Origin of the sequence: Sulfuracidifex tepidarius (assembly GCF_008326425.1) — an archaeon.
GTDB lineage: Archaea > Thermoproteota > Thermoprotei_A > Sulfolobales > Sulfolobaceae > Sulfuracidifex > Sulfuracidifex tepidarius.
Genome location: NZ_AP018929.1, coordinates 52,607 through 69,342 on the forward strand (window position 1 = coordinate 52,607; position 16,736 = coordinate 69,342).

Genomic DNA, 16,736 nt, shown 5'->3' on the forward strand with positions numbered 1-16,736 from the left:
TAGATTACTCTGACTATATTTTAATCTGATATGCGCAAGAGAATAAGTCCTACAAAAGAATGAACTTATGTTAAAGCGGATAAAGTCTAATATATCATAGAAATTCTGATTGTCTAGATATAGCTGAAGATTAAAAATATCTTAGAGGGATAACTTTTGATAAGGATATATATTTTATTACTCGAAGAAAATTAATAATAAATGTTTTAGCAACTAAATTTCTATATATCTCCTTATGTATCCGCCATTATTTGTTAATATTTCCAAGATGTTTTTACCTTTTCTAGGAATAGCTCCAATATCCATTATGAGTCTCTGCGAAGTTATCCTTGTTGGAGCAAACGATCTGATATCCTCTCCGTTTAGCCTTACCTCGAGTATTTCACCCTTATACTCGGGATTTTCTAGAATAACTTTCATAGGTTATTGCTTTGCTCTGATAGAACTTTTAAGCGATAAGCCTTAATTATATTAAATGCTATCACTAGCGTTGTTTGTCTTTCTCTTTGCAATCTCTTTTCTGTTCAACGCAACTCCATTCTTCGGAGGACCTTACACCCTGATAGCTGCGACTGCGCTCCTTCAAAACGGAGTGAATCCTTTGTCTTTTCTCTTAGTATGCATCTTCACTGGATTAGGTGCAGCGCTCTCCAAACCAGTAATGTATTTAATAGGGCTATCCGTCAAGAAACCTCTGCAGAAGAACAGAAACGTAATGTTAGTTAAACGTATAGGTGTAAACAGAGGATTTTCGGCTACTTTGTTCATAGCTTCAGTGATGCCATTTCTTCCTATGGACGACTTTCTTTATTTAGCTGGAGGTGCAGCGAAACTTAACGTCCTTTCGATGCTTCAAATCAGTATTGTAGCCAAGATAATTAAAAGTTCAATTGAAATAAGTACCGAGATACTTGGACTTAAAGGAATTTCCGAGGTAACTAACATAAATCCAGTAGAGATAGGAATAATCTCTATCGTGGTCTTCTCAGTCTTAGGCTATATTATTTTTAAAATAGATTGGGAAAAGACATATCAAGAGGCCATGAAGTACGTAAGGCGGTTAACTCAAAAATAAGGTATTACATGATATTCTTATATTCGCGAGCTTGTCGATTACATAGTTAGTGGATTTCATACAAAGGCTTTTATGGAACTAATAAGAAGAAATCATGATATCTTATATGTGTCTATTCTGCGATATTGTGGAACATAGACAAAACGCATTTATAGTCTATCAAGACGATTATGTTACTGCTTTCCTTGACAAGTTTCCTATAAACCCAGGACATACCTTGGTGGTTCCGAACATTCATTCTGAAAACTTTCTAGAAATGGATAAGGACACGATCGGGAGGGTATGTTCAGGTCTTAAGTTAGTAGCGAACGCTGTAAAGACTGCCTTGAAGGCTGATGGAATAAGACTAGTTTCTAATATAGGAGAGAGCGCAGGACAAGTGATATTTCATACTCATTTTCACATTATGCCAGCTTGGTCTGACGATCCCGAATTTCCATCCTTTGTTCCAAGAAAGCAACAAGCGGAAGATTATTATAGATCCATGCAAAACATTATTACTGATACAATTAAATCTATATTATCAAAAAGTGAGATTAGTGGTGAAGTAAATGGGTCTTCGTGAAGAACTTGAAAAACTATTTGGAGATGACTTCCGAGATGATCTAGCCAGCAGGCTTTCTCATTCATCAGACATGGGTTTTGTCCCTGAGCTAGTCTGGAGCGGGATCAAGCTTAACATAGTTCCAGATTACGTAGTTTACCCACAGAGTATAGAGGAAGTGAGTGAGTTAGTGAAGGTAGCTCTTAAGTATAACGTGCCTATAACCCCCTACGGCAGAGGTACAAATAGGTACGGCAACGGTATCCCTGCAGATGGAGGAATACTGATTGACTTCTCGAAAATGCAGAACGTAACTATAAACGAGAACGAGAGGACGGCAATAGCAGATCCTGGAGCAACGTGGAAGATAATTGACATTTACGCCCAACAGAAGGGATTGCAATTGAGGACTTTCCCTTCTAGTTACGATTCAACTGTAGGAGGAGGAATAGCTAGTGATGCTCTAGGTGTTGGATCCTATGAGTTCGGTTTCATTTCCGATAACGTGAGCTTCGTAGACATGATAAACACAAAGGGGGAATTAGCTCATTTAGAGGGGAAGGACCTAGCCTTAGTTTGCGGAGCAGAGGGAATAACTGGTATCATTGTAAAAGCAGGAGTCAAGCTCAAGCCTTCCTCTCCTAACGAAGCGATGGTTATATCGTACGACAACATAGATCAGACTGTTAACGCGATAGGAGAGTTCTACAGAGAAGTCGTACCTGCATGGCACATTCAAGTGAGAGGGCCAGGGATATCGTCCTATATAGCTGAGAAGTTCAAAGCTAAGTTGGAGCCAAACAAATGGAATATGGTCATACTTTACCCCTCAACTAGGTCTACGTTAGTAGAACCCAAGCTATACAGGATAGCCCAGTCTACTGGAGGAAGGATCTCAGAAGGGGAGTGGACGGGTTGGTGGTCTTTCAATCATGGTGTCAACGCTGCTCTGAGGACTAAGGGAATGCTTGTTCATCAGCACGGTTTGATTCACTACACTAAACTGAAGGAGCTCTTGGAAAGCATGGAGAAGCTTTTAGGTAAACTTGGTACAATAACCCCAGACGGAGGGTATGACGTAGATATAGACCTGGAGAAGAGAGAAGTACTTCTAGTTAATGCGTTTACCGAGGTTAGCGTTAGTCCAATAGATAAGAAGGTGATCTATGATCTTGCTAAAAACACTCTTATGATGGAGGAATTCATCAAGGCTGGAGGGTCACTTCTGTCTATAGGAATTTTTGCTCATAAATATACTAAAAACAGACTCAGTGTTATGAGCAAGACGTTTTCCGACTACGGGGTAGATAGGTACGAGTACATCTCCAAATACAAGGAAGAGACCGACCCAGACGAGATAATGAACCCAGGGAAGGTTCTGGATCCTAAGAAGAGGGCCAAGGAAGTATTAGAGATACCTAAGAAACAAAACGAGGCACTGAAGTTGAGGTTCGGCATAGGTTTAGCCAAAAAGCTTGCCCCAGGAGGGGAGGTAGACGGATATAAATTTGTGAGCAATTATTTGGGAGACTTTGCAGACTTCGGGTTGAAATGTATTGACTGTGCGATGTGTGTAACTGTATGCCCTCAGTATAGGCTCATCCCAGAGTGGCCTTATGCTCCGAAGGGTATGTTCGATATGGTAAAAGGTGCAATAGCATACTATTACCTTAAGGGATCTATTGATATACCAGATAGTACTATAGCCGAGATATCTGGATGTCACAAATGCGGACTATGTGACGGCGTATGTCCAGCTAAAATACCCATTTCTACATTGCTCATAAAGCTGAACGCAGCAGTAGCTAAGAAATCTCCAGACGAGCCTCCTGTAGACTTACCTCTGTTAAATGATCCGTCTATTTCTGAGGTAGTGGACAATAATAGCGAAAGTGTGTTATTTGTTGGCAAGAACATAATAGCAAATCCTAGCGTTGCAGTGATTGCATTAAAATTCTTGAAACTACTCGGTCTAAAAGTTCGTCTAATTGGAACTACTGGAGATAGCGGTTTCATGGACTACATAAGCGGGAATGGTTCCCTGCTAATGGATAAGATGAAGAAGAACTTTGATGTATTTTCAAATGCTTTGGAAGTAATAACCTTAGCTCCAGAGGACTACAAAACGATGGCAGTGGCGTATAAAGACTATTCTAACTTTGCGAAAACCGATACAATTTTTGATGTAGTTCCATTCGACATGAGAGTTTTGAAGACTGTGAATATAGATGGTAAGAACGAAGAGGTAAACCTTCATGTAGCGTGCTTCTCAGCAGACTATGCAGACGAGGTAATGAAAAGACTGAGAGATAAAGGTTTCAAAGTAAAGAAGATAGAAGGCTGTTCTGGTGCGATACTTGAACGCAACCTGGGCAGAAGGGCGGATACCATGGCTAGAACATTAGGGGAGAGATATGGCAAAATTGTTACTCTATGTCCATTGGCCGCAGCCAAGTTTAGAAGCGTGGGAATACAGGCTGAGACCTTAATCGAATTCTTGGCCAGAAAGGCTGGACTTACAGTTGACGAGTATACCGTTACCTCGTTTAAATTGTCCGATGAGGATAGAAAGCAACTCCAGAACTTTGTATCTGCATCAATTCTCTCGTCCCTTATGGAGAGAGCAGACGTAATGGCAGAGACATTGAGCTTCTCCTCCTCAGGGATAGATGAATACAAGAAGATAATTGAACCTCTGATTAATGATGCTATAGATGAAGTAGGTTCTTCCATAGCAATGAGATTGACAGACCAAATAACTAAATCTGCGTCGGAATCAAACATGAATAAGGTTTCTGTAGCCGCGTCTTTCGTTAGAGCGTTATCTGATGTGATCTCCTCAATTCAAATGGATCAAGTAATTCAACCATTTCTCTCTACTTTGAGGTCGAAGACAACTGAGGAGTTCGACGATAGAACTGTAATATCATCTATAGTGACCCTGATAAGACAGAACGAGGCAAAAATAAAGGATATAGTTGCACATAAGATAAATATTAGTTAATGTAATTTAATTTATATGTAATTTTTAAGTGAAACTCTATTTTTGAGTACTTGAAAAGAATAATAATTGAAACAGCTGATTTAAAACACATTTCTGGTTTCTCATCTCACGTCAAAGATAACCTTGCTTTATGGCGAAGCCTTCTTGTTCATTCTCATGTTTCAACGCAATCTAGCATAAAGTTAAAACCAAAACTAACTCTAGTAGCTCCATGGCAACGATTTTCCTCGGTACTGCAGGGGTTCCATTCTCAGCTAAGAAAGGAACAACGATTGACGGAGTGAAGGCAATAAGGGAAATGTCCCTCAACGCGATGGAAGTTGAGTTCGTTCAGGGAGTAAGAATGAAAAGGGAGACTGCTGAGGAGACAGGGAAGGTAGCAAAGGAATTAGAAGTGAGGCTATCAGTTCACGCCCCTTATTTCATCAACTTATGTTCGAGCGAAGAGGAAAAGGTTAAAGCGTCTAAACAGAGGATCCTTGATACGGCAGATAGGGCTGAAGCAATGGGTGCGGACGCTATAGCGATTCATGCTGCGTTCTACGGTAAGATGAAACCTGAAGAGTGCTATCAGAAGGTCAAAGCTGAGATGACAGACATTGTAGATAGGGCTAGAGAAGGAGGAATAAAGAACGTCAAGTTCGGGATAGAGACCATGGCTAAGGAGACTGCTTTAGGTACTTTAGACGAAGTCATAGGAATATCCAAGGAAGTGAAAGGAGTAATCCCCTACATAGACTGGGCACACACCTTTGCCAGGCAAGGTGGAAAGATAGACTATAAGGAAATCATAGAAAGGCTAAAGAGGGAACTTAACCTAACTCACATCAATTCTCACTTTGAGTCGTTGAAGATGAGTAAGGGGAAGTACGTTGACGTCCACGTGCCTATAGAGGCTGAAGCGCCTCCGTTCAAACCTTTAGCCGAGGTCTTAATCAAGGAGGACATATCGATCTCTTTGGTCTGTGAGAGCCCAGAATTAGAGAGGGATGCCTTAAAAATGAGAGATATATTAAAGAACTATGGTTACGTCATTAAATAAGGTCCTGGTTGTATCTGACTACGACCGGACCCTTGCCCACGAGAAGGATGGTTTTTTCCTGGATGATAGAGTTAAGGAAAGAGTAGAGAACTTCGCTAAGAACAATTTCTTTGCTGTAGTCTCTGGGAGAGAGAAGAGATTGATAGATGTTTTCGCTAGAGGGTTCACCCCTACTGCATGGGTACTTGAGAACGGGGCTTTGATTTTCGTTAAAGGGGAGGAAAAAGTTAATGCACCTGAATGCTGGTTTCACGAAAGGGAGAAAATTTCGTCAACCCTAAAAGAGATGAATATACCTTACAGCTTAGGTAAAGTGATAATCTACATTAATAACAGGAAACTAAGCCACGAGGAGATCTCGTCGTTGAATGAGCTGTGCGATGTGGAATATAACAGAGGAGATGCCATGTTGCTACCCAAGGGAGTAAACAAGGCAAGCGGGATCTTGAAGTTGAAGGAGATCCTCAAATTCGGTGGGCTAACGGTAGGAGTCGGAGATGGTGAGAACGACCTAAAGATGATGGAAGTAGTTGACGTAAAAGTCGCTGTTAAGAACGCTGTTCCCTGTATCAAGGAGATAGCCGACGTAGTTTTGACACATGAGGACGGTGAGGGTATAATGGAGCTATTAGACATGATAGAGAAAGGAGAGTTGAAGTCAAGTGAGGCCTAGCTCTCGTCCATCTTGTCTATGACTTTAAGCGCCCCTCTCAGGTCCTTAACTTTCTTGCATTTCAGGTCATCGTAAAAGTCATCACGATCTAGGAGGATAGGAGTAACGAAAGACCTCTTAGCCCCAATGTAGTCTATCTCGTAAATATCCCCTATGTGTACTCCATTTCTCCCTCCGACACTACTCATCGCGTAGCTGAATATCTTGGGGTGCGGTTTCATAATACCGAGTTCGTAAGAGGTCACTATAGAGTCAAAGTACTTCTCTATTCCAGTTTCCTTGACTATCCTGAATACGCTATCCGTAGAGTTAGTTACAAGAACGAGTTTCTTACCTCTCTTCCTAACTTCCTCAAGAAAATACAAAGAGTCCTCGAATAGACCCCATTTACTTGATAGGAGCTGTGAACTGTTCAACTTCTCCACAATTCTCGGCTCAGGGTACAGTCCTAACTCTAGGAAAATGTCCCTGAAGTCTGGCTGAGAAAGTCCCCAGATCTCAGGGTGGGGATAGTGATGGTTCCCCAGAACCTTGTACACTGCCCTGAATACCTTCTTCTCATCTATCTTGTACCCGAAATTATTCAGGAGGATCGCCACGTTCTGGTGATACTTAGGATTGAATGAGACAAGGGTCTCTCCCATATCAACTAAAACTGTATCAATAGTCATTTCTGTGATAAGTTACCTTGGAGAATTATTACATTTTCCGTTTGTGGTGCATGAAAAGAACAACTCAACATTAGTATTTTCACAAGATATTTATACTAAATACCTTTGGTCCCTGGTTAATAGCTTACAGAAAAAGGGGGTTAAGGGGGCGGAAAGCCTCGCCTCTCTGAGGCGGGGATGGATAGTCCCCTTTGTTTAAATATTAGTTTTTTTTCGAAATTCTTTTTTTAATGGCTGGGAGGGTTAAAGCGATCAGAGCTACTGTTTCTATGAAGATCGCTCTCTCTGAACCCCTCCTAGCCCTCGTGAACAACTACGTGAAAGCAATATGTTTCACCATATTTTGGTTGAAGGAAAATGTTCCGAACCCAGAAGAGAAGGGAGTGTTAGGAAAAGTCCACGAGGAGTTATACACGAAGTTAAGAGAGGAATACGACCTACCTTCAAAGGTTGCTGAGGACTGTTATAGAGACGCTCTCGCGACGTACAAGGGTTGGTACAATAACCCGAGAAGAGGACGTTTCCCGAGAGTTTATAAGCCCTCTGTATGGCTAACTCCTAAAGCAAGTTATAATGTGGACTTAGATAACATGACTGTTAGGATAGCGAGTGTTGGTGAAAACTACCACTGGGTTATCCCAGAAACCTCAAGACTACATGAGTTGGAGGATGAAGGAGGCTAGGTTAGTAGTCAAGGATGATAAGGCTTTCCTCAAGGTCGTTTTGAGAGACCGTTGGAGAAAGTCGAAGCTAAGTCTAGTGTCGCTGTGGACGTCAACATGAGTGAGATAGTAGTAGGGAAGGACCACAAAGACTACGTCAGGATCCCGACTCGCCTTCATGAGGTTCACCACTGGAAGTCTTTGACCGAGAGGTTGCAGAGTAGTACCCAAGGAGGTGGAAGGAGAACGAGAGGATCCTCAATAGGATTCGCTCGTTTCATCAAAAGGCTAGGCGTATTGTGGAGGACTTCGCCAAGAAAGTTGGGAGGTGGGTCGTCGAAGAGGCTGAGAGGATGGGTGTAAACGTCATCAAGCTCGGGAGTCTCAGGAACCTCATCAAGAACGTGGACAAACTCCCTAAGGAGTACCGTGACAAGTTGTACTTCGTGCAGTACCGTCTTTTGCAGTACCGGATTTCTTGGCAGGCTAGGAAGCGTGGCGGTCGTAGAGTTTGTTATCCCAGTTATTCTTCTGTTTCATGCCCTAAGTGTGGTAAAATGGAGGAGAAAGAATATCGTTGGTTTAGGTGTGCTTGTGGTTATGAGAACGACCTTGATGCTATTGCTATAGTTAATTTGAACAGGAGGGGGTCTCTGACCCTCTCGTCTGCCCCTCAAATGAGGGATGTAAACCCGAACCGATGAGGGGAACCCTCGCCGTGGCGGGGAGGAAGTCAGCGGAAACACTAAAGTTCGCTTTGTATTTCACGACATGCAAATTCACGTCTCTCCTATAGCCTTCCTTTCAAGTAGTTTGAGGAAGTCTTCCCTTCCGTCTATCTTTATTCCCAATGCTCTCAAGAGCCAATCGTCCAGCGAAAGGTCCAAATAAGGCGTTTTTATACTTTCTGCATCATTTCCAAAAAGATCCGTTATCTTTACGCAGAAATCGTAAAGAGAAACTCGTGGGCCCGAGACATTGACGAAACCCTTAATCCCTTTCTTTATGAGCTTTGCTAAAGTAGAGGAGAACGTGTAAACGCTTATAGGAGAAAGATAGATGTCTTGTGAGCACTTTATTCTCTTTCCAAGGAATGACGCCTTAATGAAAGGCTTCAGGACCCCGTCATAAGAAAGGGAATAGAGAGCACCCACCCTCATGATTAGGTAATTTCCAAGTGAAGCTATACCAGTTTCAGCTGCTAGCTTGCTAATTCCGTAGTAGTTTAAAGGATTAGGAGTGTTGTGCTCTAGATAGAATCCCTTCCTTCCGTTGTATACCATGAATGTTGACGGATAAACGTTGACCGCGCCTACTTTGCTTCCTGCTCTCGCTATGTTTATTGCCATCCAAGTGTTTGTACTCCAAGCCCTAGGAGGGTCTAGGTTGCTCTCCCAAAACGGGATCTCTGCTGTGTGGACAATAATGTCAGGCCTTTCCTTTATTACAGAAGCTGGGGTAGGAACTAGGACGAAATTCTCCTCTTTCATTACCTTGGATATCTCTCGGGAAATTTCTCCCTCATCTGTAACTCCTATCTTCACTTACAGCATTCCTCTTCTCATTACGAAGGATAGGTTAAATCTTTTCGTTTCTAGCCTCTTCATAGACCTTCTCAACTTCTCTCATGACTTCTTCCTTCGTGAAACCCATCTTCATAGCCAGCAGGGACAATCCGCCTGCTCCTACTCCTTCCTTAACGTAACCTTTATCATAAGCTTTTAGACCATCTATCTTGGAGCTTGAGAAGTCGAGTTGAGATACGTCTACTTTAACTCCGACCTCGGAAGCTAACCCTATAATATCGGATCTCTTATCTTCAATTATCCATCTGGTAGTCCATATTGACAAGTCCTTCACTTTCCCCGGAGAGAACTCCTTTATCACTGCGGCTACGGCTGTCATCTGCGTTCCTCCCGCCAGCACTACCCTGTTCTCAAAACCCTCAGCCAAGGCAGAAGCCGTGATAATCATTGGGTCAGAGACCCTTGACAGTTTTTCTATTTTATCCTCTGGAAGATCAATTAAAGCTTGTTTTACTACACTTTCCTTTATCTCGACTGGGTTATTTGGAGAGGCTGAGCTGACCTTTCCAAAGGCTTTATACCCTAGAGCGAGGAGGGTGCTTAAGGCTGTCGTAGTCCCTGCAGGAATGGATTCTCCTATAATGAGAGTATCAAAACCTCTGGAGAGCTGCCTCCCGAGTCTCTCAGCGTTTTCTCTCATTCTAATCATGACCTCCTTGTCTAATGCTCCTTCTCTAATGTCCTTCCCTGGTTCTCCTCCCACTTCTATGAAGGGTATGCCAGTTGGTTTAATCCTAGTTCCTCCGTTGACAACTAGAGAGGGTACCCCTGTCAAATTGAGCGAAGCCCTAGATATTATTGCAGGACTAGGTATTCCATCGGGGGTTATAGGTACTCCGTTTATGACTTGACACCTTCCGTTAATTAGGAACTCAGCGTCGGCAGCCGGTGTGAACATGGTAAGCTCCGGAGTTGCCCCTGCTATAGTTATTCCAGGGATTAGGCTCACATCGGTTGTACCTATAATCAAGGTGAAAAGCACTTTGTCCTGAAGCATAACTATTTGTGGAACCTCAGGTATAAGAACCTCATGTTCTGGGACTATTACAGCATGGTAGAGGATGGAACCAAGGTTACTTTGGAAGAGTTTCTGAACAACCCAGAACTTAGAAGAAGAGTGAAAGATGGGATAAGAGGCCTTTTCAACTGCTTCCTTAAGGTCTGTTCTTGGAAAGGAGAAGATCCTCTAGACTTGATATGGAAGTTAGGAAGGAAGGGAGTTTTCCCTGCGTATCTAGTCCAAGAGATGGACGATTTGTATAACTTAATTTTCAAGGACGTTGATAGTGCAGACGATAAGATCGTTTACTCTATGTTAGTGAGAATAATGGAGGACATAGAAGAGGCGATAAATTACGTGAAGGGTGAAGGTCATAAAATGCCTTCGTCTTAATTCATTGCTCCTTACGGGTTCATCTATCTTATGAAAGACTAGTTTCTCGGCTTCGAGGTTTAATTACAATGATCTTGTAGCTTAGGAATGTGAGTTCTCTAGGCAGCAAATGAATGACTCAGTTTCATCAGTACTCTCTCAATGTTCCTTCTCCTTTAGGGCTTCACATGCAAATATTTACTCTAATTTCCTTCATGCATAGTCTCTCCCAATAAAGTTAAAAGCATCAAGATTACATCGCTAAAGTGCAAGACCTGAACAAGCTTGCTATTATAGGCAGTGCAAGAGCATTAGGTACATCAATTGTGTGGCCGTTCATAGGTTTTGCATTGCTCTCAGTATATCATTTTTCACTAGCGTTCATATCTCTCTTTTATTTACTTCAAGGGATAGTCAGCATTTTAGCCTACATAGTTTCAGGTTTCTTCACGGACTTCCTTGGCAGAACGAAAACAATGTTAACATTCTCGTTTCTGTCTTCGGTGAGCTTGCTATCAGCGTATTTCATACCAGTTTCGTTCTATATCACTTTAGCTGTATTGTTACAGACTTTCTTCAATTCTGGGTATAACGTAGCTAACACCTCATTAGTAGGGGATATAAGGAAGAAGGATATTTCTTCCCTGATTAGGGCATTCTCCAGGTTAAGGGTCGGCATAAATATCGGGTGGGCTCTCGGTCCTACTGTAGGCGGCTTCGTCTTTTCTCTATACGGTTTCAAACCCTTGCTTTTAATCTCAGCTTTGATTTCCCTTTTTCCAGCTTTCTTCATAAAATCCCTTCCAGATCTGAAGACTAAGATAGAGTTTTCCTTAAAGGTTGAGAAGAACTTCGTAAAGTTTTTGATACCCAGTTTCTTCACTTTCGTCCTTATGGGCCAGCTTGGGTTCTCATACCTTACGTATTATGCTTCCGTTTTGAAATTTTCCACTTTTCAAGTAGGTATTCTCTTCATGATAAACGGTCTTCTAATCGCTTTAATTCAAGATTTAATAGGGAGAAAGATAGAACCGCGCCATATAGTGTACGGGATGCTAATTTACTTTATTTCTTATTTCTCTATAAGCTTAGTCACAAATTTCATAGAGGCTGCTTTGGATATGATAGCAATAACTATAGCCGAAATGGTAGTCGCACCTCTATCGCAAGCACTGGCTTCATCTTTCTCCGACGATTCAAGCAGAGGAAGAACGATGGGAATATACGGTATGGTTACTTCTCTAGGTAGGGTTTCAGGATCGTCGATAGCAGCTCTTATAATGGACGATTTTCTCTACAGACCTATAGCTTTCTGGGGGATCATATCCTCATTCGGCCTCATCTCATCAATTCTATATTTGGTTATAGGAAACAAGGCGATCTTCTCCTCACGGAAGTAGAGACTTTCTGTATATAAATCAGGAATGATACAAAAGATATTATTTGCGGAGATTCTTTATCTTAATGGGGACACGCGGAGTTGAAGATTCCTTCTGTGAGGGCGGAGTATTTTGCAGTTTGAAAAGTAAATAAGCCTTTCTATCCTCTCTCTCCTTGCTCAGAAAGTTATGACAGCAGAAAACAGACATCTCTTATCGGAAAATCCTTGCAGAGTTACGTGACCTTAAGAATAATTTTATAGTGACGTGATAGACATCAAACAATTAGCTATAGGTTCTAAGATATCCTTACTATAGAATGGATAAAATTTATTTTATCACACTACCAGGTGAAAAACATTTGGACTACAGGAATTCCCGTAGACTGCTAAACACAAACTACTTAACATTTATTTTAATTAGCATTAAGTTAAATCCATTAATTATCAGAATAATTTAACCAGTCTTAAAAGCTTTAATACTAGAAACCGAACATATGTTCGGAATGTCATCCGACCTCATAAAGGAGATACGAGAATTGAAAAAGGAAAGGAACGCTATCATTCTAGGTCATAACTACATGGACTATGGGGTGCAGTTAGTTTCAGATTTCACAGGGGACTCTTATGACCTCGCAGTTAAGGCAATGAAGACTGACGCAGATGTAATAGTGTTCGCCGGAGTGTACTTTATGGCGGAACAAGCTGCAGCGTTAAATCAGAACAAGACCGTTCTCTCTCCGGATCCCAATGCGGGTTGCACACTTTCCGATTCTTTGGACGTGGATACACTAAGCGAGTTCAAAAAGATGTACCCGGACGCTCCAGTAGTCCTTTACATTAACACGAGCATATATACTAAAGCGTTAGCAGACTACATAGTCACTTCATCAACTGCAGTGAAGGTAGTAAGTAGTTTAGACAGTGACGTTGTTCTTTTCGGTCCAGACGCAAACTTAGCCAACTTCGTTGAAAAGAAGACTGGCAAGAAGATCATCAAGGTTCCTCCAAACGGCAGATGTATGGTTCACGCTAGCTATACCAAACAGTTGATGGAGGTAGCTAGAAGGAAATACAAAGGTGCAGTCCTCATGGCCCATCCGGAGTCTCCCTTGGAGATTTTGGAAGCGTCCGACTTCGTAGGTTCTACAAATCAGATGATAGAGTTTGCAAGGAAGTCTGAGTCGAGAGATTTCATAGTAGCTACGGAAATAGGAATGATCAATGCCCTCAAATTACAGGTACCGGAAAAGACATTCTACCCTCTAGTTACTACAGAGGCCTGCGGATGCGCAAGATGTCCGTATATGGCAATGGTAACACTCAAGAAGATAAGGGACTCACTGGTGGAAAACAAGCACGTAGTCAAAGTGGACTTAGAGACAGCTGAAAGAGCTAAGAGGGCCTTCGAGAACACTATGAAGATTCTGGGGAAGACATGAGATAAGTTTCCTCTCTCTTTGACAACAGATTGAAGGGCAAGCAAATACTATCGAAAACAAGGAAGTATGTAAATAGTGGATAACTTTTTGATTATGGATTTGAGAGGTGACTTTATTTGATTATGAAACGTTGCCAAAAGTATTTTTAAAAAAAAGAAAACTCTTTTTTACTTATCACGCCTTGATAGTCTGTTCGTTTCTTCAGTTACAAGTGCTTGAAGATTTCGAGACTATGTCCTTATCTTTAGATATTGCGTGTTCATAATTAGATCCTATAGAGTTAGCTAACCTTACTAGAGCTCGAAGATAGTTCCGTCCCTGGCTATCAAGAACTTGTTACCTATTGCTTCGTAGATCTCCTTTTCTGAGTGGGCAGGAATGTGAGTTAGAATCATCTTTGCCTTGATGTCGCTGAACATAGACATGATTTCCTTGGCTGAGGTGTGCCCGAACTGCTTACAGTTATCCACGCAAGAGGCTTCATGTATCACCAGATTCGCGTCACGGATTTCCTTGACGACATCCTCGCATGGCTCTGCGGTGTCCCCTGTATAAACTATCTTCTTTCTCCCGTCGGTGATGACGTAAGATACAGCGTATATCGCATGACAAGCTTCGACGCTGTATACCTCCAGTTCTCCAACCTTAGCTCTAGGAAGGTCGAGCTCCTCGACGTTAGCACTGACTTGGTTTCCGACCTCCCTAAAGGAGGACAATACATGTCCGAAACCTGGAGGAGAATGCACATACAAGTCCTTCAAACCCTGAACCTTCCTGGATACCATGTAGTCGAAAACTCCGTCGAAGTGGTCTATATGAAGGTGTGTGAAAAACACGTGATCCCCGTGAACGTGAAAATCTTCAACCCTCAGGTTTGATCCAGGCCCCATGTCAAGGAAGACTGAGTCGTACCCGTTACTCACATGTACTCCAGCCTTGAAACGTCTGCTATCCCTAGAGCTTCCAGATCCAGTACCGAGAAAGAGAACTCTCATAAGAGGAATGTATATGCGAGATTCATAAGCTTTCCTAGGTCTCTCGGCTCTAGCCGAAAGTCATTTTGAACCTATACTCTACCCCTGACTGGGGACGGAGTATCGTGAGCCCCATCCCGTTATTGTAAGCGTCTGGAGCACCGCTCATCGGCTCCAAGGCTACGGCACCTTCAACTCCGTTAAATATTTGCAAGTACTTCATGTTGTCGCTCTCCACTTCGACTCTTGACCACTCTGAAGTTAAGGTTACCTTCCCGTCAAACAGAAAACAGTCGTCTATATGTGATGATGCGTCCACCCTCCATTCGTACATCTTGCCGTTAGGTATCTTGTTCTCAAGTTCTAACCTAGTGAAGACCTCTGGATTCAGACTCCACTTACCCTTCACGACGAAGTAAGGATGGGCTCCCACGGTTAAAGGCGCATCGTTATCTCCCACGTTGTTTATCTCTATGGAAACGCTTATTGAGTTTCCTGAGAGGGCGTAGATAACTTTACACTTTAAGGTGGAGGGATACCCCGCGTTCTTTAACGTAACGCTCAACCTAGCCGTATCCACGCTGGCTTCGTCTATGTTCCATTTGACATCTTTAGCGAAACCGTGGATTGCATTTCCCTCAGAATTTACTGGTAAACTGTAGGTCTTTCCCTCAAAGGTGTACTTCCCCTCTTTGATCCTATTTGCGAACGGTATGAGAAGAGCCATTCCTCCTCTCGTCTTTCTTTCCATATTGCCTTGAAGTATCAAGTCTTTGTCCCCGCGTTTCACGCTAAAAAGATAAGCTCCCTCTTCAGATATTTTAGCATTTAGTATATTATTGTATAAATTTATCATAAATGACATATCCGTAGTCTATAACTAAAGTTTATCTTAATGAGGGTTTAAGGGGGCGTAAGATCCTATCCGTGAGGGTGGGGACGGATAGCCCCTTCCTCCTCATTTCCGTAGTAAAAGATAAATACCCTTCTCTCCGCATGATTAATGCCTACCTTGGCGTTCCGTTTCAGGACTTACGTAAACGCCCAAACCATGAGGGAGTTAAAGTCCCAGTTGAAGTTGTCGTGTCAGCTTACAACACGTTAAGGTGGGCTGACTCCTTCTTTTACTCAAGAGATGGGAAAGGTTTAACACACACTGAGTTGAGCAGCTCGCGTTAGACCTGAGGAAACAGGACAAGGAGTTCAAGAGGCTACACTCACAAGTAGCACAACAAGTAGCTGACCGCTTCCACTGCGCCAGGCAAAGGTTCTTCGACAAGTTAGCACGTTACCCCAGGGAGAAGAAAGCCCATAAGTGGTACTCCTTGGTGTACCCTCAGTCTGGATGGAAGGTCACTTACGTCAGGGAAATCAGGAAGGGAAAGAAGAAGTTGATGACCTTGACCCTGTCTCACCTCGGCATCTTCCACGTGGTAGTGCACAGGGACTTCCCCCTAGACAGAGTGAAGAGAGTGGTCGTGAAGCTCACCAAGTCAGAGAAAGTGTATGTGACCTTCATCGTGGAGGACGTCACTATCCCTTCCCTGCCAAAGACTGGCAAGGTCGTTGCTCTCGACGTTGGTGTGGAGAAACTCCTTGTCACCTCAGACGGGGAATACGTGCCCAACACGAGACCTTACGAGAAAGCACTCTGGAGGGTGAAACACCTCCGCAAGGGGCTGTCCAGGAAGAAGTTCCTGTCACATAACTTGTTTTTAGCCAAGGTTAAGGTTGCGAGAGCGTACGAACACGTGAGACAACTCAGGAGAGACCTCTACATGAAGCTAGGTAAGTACTTAGCCACGCATTACGACATGGTAGTCATGGAGGACATCCACGTCAAACAGATGGTGGGTAAATCCCTCCGAAAGACCAGGGCAAGTCTCCACGACGTAGCCTTCCACGAGCTCAGGACGGTGGTCCATTATCAACTACAGAAGTACGGCAAGTCCCTCACCTTGGTCGACCCTGCTTACACTTCCAGAACATGTGCTAACTGCGGTTACGTGAAAGAAGACCTTACCCTTCAAGACCGCGTCTTTTCCTGTCAAAGGTGCGGTTGGGTCGCTGGCCGCGACTACAACGCTTCCCTGAACATTTTGAGGAGATCAGGGTCGGAACGACCCGCAGGGCCTGTGGAGTTCCGCCCTCTACCCTTCGTGGGCAAGGTGGGGGGCGTGAATCAGGAAGCCCCGCCGTAAGGACGGGGTAGTTCACCTTAATAGAGGTGGGATGGAGACCCACCGGTGAGGGTGAGTAGTCCACCCTGAGAAGACCTCGATATTCGCAGGCATTAGAAAATCTGAACGAATT

General features: G+C 43.0%; 14 protein-coding genes and 2 pseudogenes. 10 read left to right on the forward strand and 6 right to left on the reverse strand.

The genetic code is table 11. From position 1 onward, the window contains the following. Window positions 1-213 precede the first annotated feature (213 nt). Window positions 214-420: a hypothetical protein gene (locus IC007_RS00265; protein WP_054845360.1), complete on the reverse strand. Its 207-nt coding sequence runs from the start codon at window positions 418-420 to the stop codon at window positions 214-216. 55 nt (window positions 421-475) lie between these two features. Here IC007_RS00265 and IC007_RS00270 point away from each other — a divergent pair, with 55 nt between their 5' ends. The 5 genes from IC007_RS00270 (at window position 476) to IC007_RS00290 (ending at window position 6,338) form a co-directional block, all read left to right on the forward strand. Next, a complete protein-coding gene (locus tag IC007_RS00270) occupies window positions 476-1,075 on the forward strand; it encodes a hypothetical protein (protein ID WP_054845361.1) in 600 nt (199 codons plus the stop codon). A 106-nt stretch (window positions 1,076-1,181) separates the two neighbouring features. Next, window positions 1,182-1,640: an HIT family protein gene (locus IC007_RS00275; RefSeq protein WP_054845362.1), complete on the forward strand. Its 459-nt coding sequence runs from the start codon at window positions 1,182-1,184 to the stop codon at window positions 1,638-1,640. After that, a complete protein-coding gene (locus tag IC007_RS00280) occupies window positions 1,627-4,623 on the forward strand; it encodes an FAD-binding and (Fe-S)-binding domain-containing protein (RefSeq protein WP_149528178.1) in 2,997 nt (998 codons plus the stop codon). Before IC007_RS00275 ends, IC007_RS00280 begins: the two co-directional genes overlap by 14 nt. A gap of 211 nt (window positions 4,624-4,834) precedes the next feature. Continuing rightward, window positions 4,835-5,665 carry a TIM barrel protein gene (locus tag IC007_RS00285; protein WP_149528179.1) on the forward strand — a complete coding sequence of 277 codons (831 nt, stop codon included), beginning with the start codon at window positions 4,835-4,837 and terminating at the stop codon, window positions 5,663-5,665. After that, entirely contained in the window at window positions 5,646-6,338 is a 693-nt protein-coding gene (locus IC007_RS00290) for a phosphoglycolate phosphatase (RefSeq protein WP_149528180.1), read from the forward strand. The genes IC007_RS00285 and IC007_RS00290 overlap by 20 nt, the downstream gene beginning before the upstream one ends. On the opposite strand, the gene IC007_RS00295 is transcribed toward IC007_RS00290, so the two are convergent. Next, window positions 6,335-7,009, reverse strand: a complete 675-nt coding sequence (locus IC007_RS00295) for an HAD family hydrolase (protein ID WP_232048945.1) — start codon at window positions 7,007-7,009, stop codon at window positions 6,335-6,337. The two genes, IC007_RS00290 and IC007_RS00295, sit on opposite strands and share 4 nt — an antisense overlap. Window positions 7,010-7,239: 230 nt before the next feature. On the opposite strand from IC007_RS00295, the pseudogene IC007_RS00300 reads away from it, so the two are divergent. Beyond that, window positions 7,240-8,375, forward strand: a pseudogene (locus IC007_RS00300) (IS200/IS605 family accessory protein TnpB-related protein). A gap of 75 nt (window positions 8,376-8,450) precedes the next feature. Here the strand turns inward: IC007_RS00300 and IC007_RS00305 are convergent. Further along, a complete protein-coding gene (locus IC007_RS00305) occupies window positions 8,451-9,215 on the reverse strand; it encodes a sugar nucleotide-binding protein (RefSeq protein ID WP_054845366.1) in 765 nt (254 codons plus the stop codon). Between the two features lie 34 nt (window positions 9,216-9,249). Next, complete coding sequence (gene cobT, locus IC007_RS00310; RefSeq protein ID WP_149528181.1) at window positions 9,250-10,254, reverse strand: nicotinate mononucleotide-dependent phosphoribosyltransferase CobT; 1,005 nt, start codon at window positions 10,252-10,254, stop codon at window positions 9,250-9,252. 6 nt (window positions 10,255-10,260) lie between these two features. Here cobT and IC007_RS00315 point away from each other — a divergent pair, with 6 nt between their 5' ends. The 3 genes from IC007_RS00315 to nadA all read left to right on the forward strand — a co-directional run bounded on the left by IC007_RS00315 (window position 10,261) and on the right by nadA (window position 13,449). Next, window positions 10,261-10,650 carry a hypothetical protein gene (locus IC007_RS00315; protein WP_054845367.1) on the forward strand — a complete coding sequence of 130 codons (390 nt, stop codon included), beginning with the start codon at window positions 10,261-10,263 and terminating at the stop codon, window positions 10,648-10,650. A gap of 245 nt (window positions 10,651-10,895) precedes the next feature. Next, entirely contained in the window at window positions 10,896-12,029 is a 1,134-nt protein-coding gene (locus tag IC007_RS00320) for an MFS transporter (protein WP_054845368.1), read from the forward strand. A 484-nt stretch (window positions 12,030-12,513) separates the two neighbouring features. Continuing rightward, a complete protein-coding gene (nadA, locus tag IC007_RS00325) occupies window positions 12,514-13,449 on the forward strand; it encodes a quinolinate synthase NadA (protein ID WP_054845476.1) in 936 nt (311 codons plus the stop codon). A 293-nt stretch (window positions 13,450-13,742) separates the two neighbouring features. On the opposite strand, the gene IC007_RS00330 is transcribed toward nadA, so the two are convergent. Then, window positions 13,743-14,444: an MBL fold metallo-hydrolase gene (locus tag IC007_RS00330; RefSeq protein WP_054845369.1), complete on the reverse strand. Its 702-nt coding sequence runs from the start codon at window positions 14,442-14,444 to the stop codon at window positions 13,743-13,745. Window positions 14,445-14,493: 49 nt separating this feature from the next. Further along, window positions 14,494-15,279 (reverse strand): aldose 1-epimerase, encoded by a 786-nt coding sequence (locus tag IC007_RS00335; protein ID WP_054845370.1) that lies wholly within the window; start codon window positions 15,277-15,279, stop codon window positions 14,494-14,496. Window positions 15,280-15,426: 147 nt separating this feature from the next. Here IC007_RS00335 and IC007_RS00340 point away from each other — a divergent pair. Then, window positions 15,427-16,624, forward strand: a pseudogene (locus tag IC007_RS00340) (RNA-guided endonuclease InsQ/TnpB family protein). Window positions 16,625-16,736 lie beyond the last annotated feature (112 nt).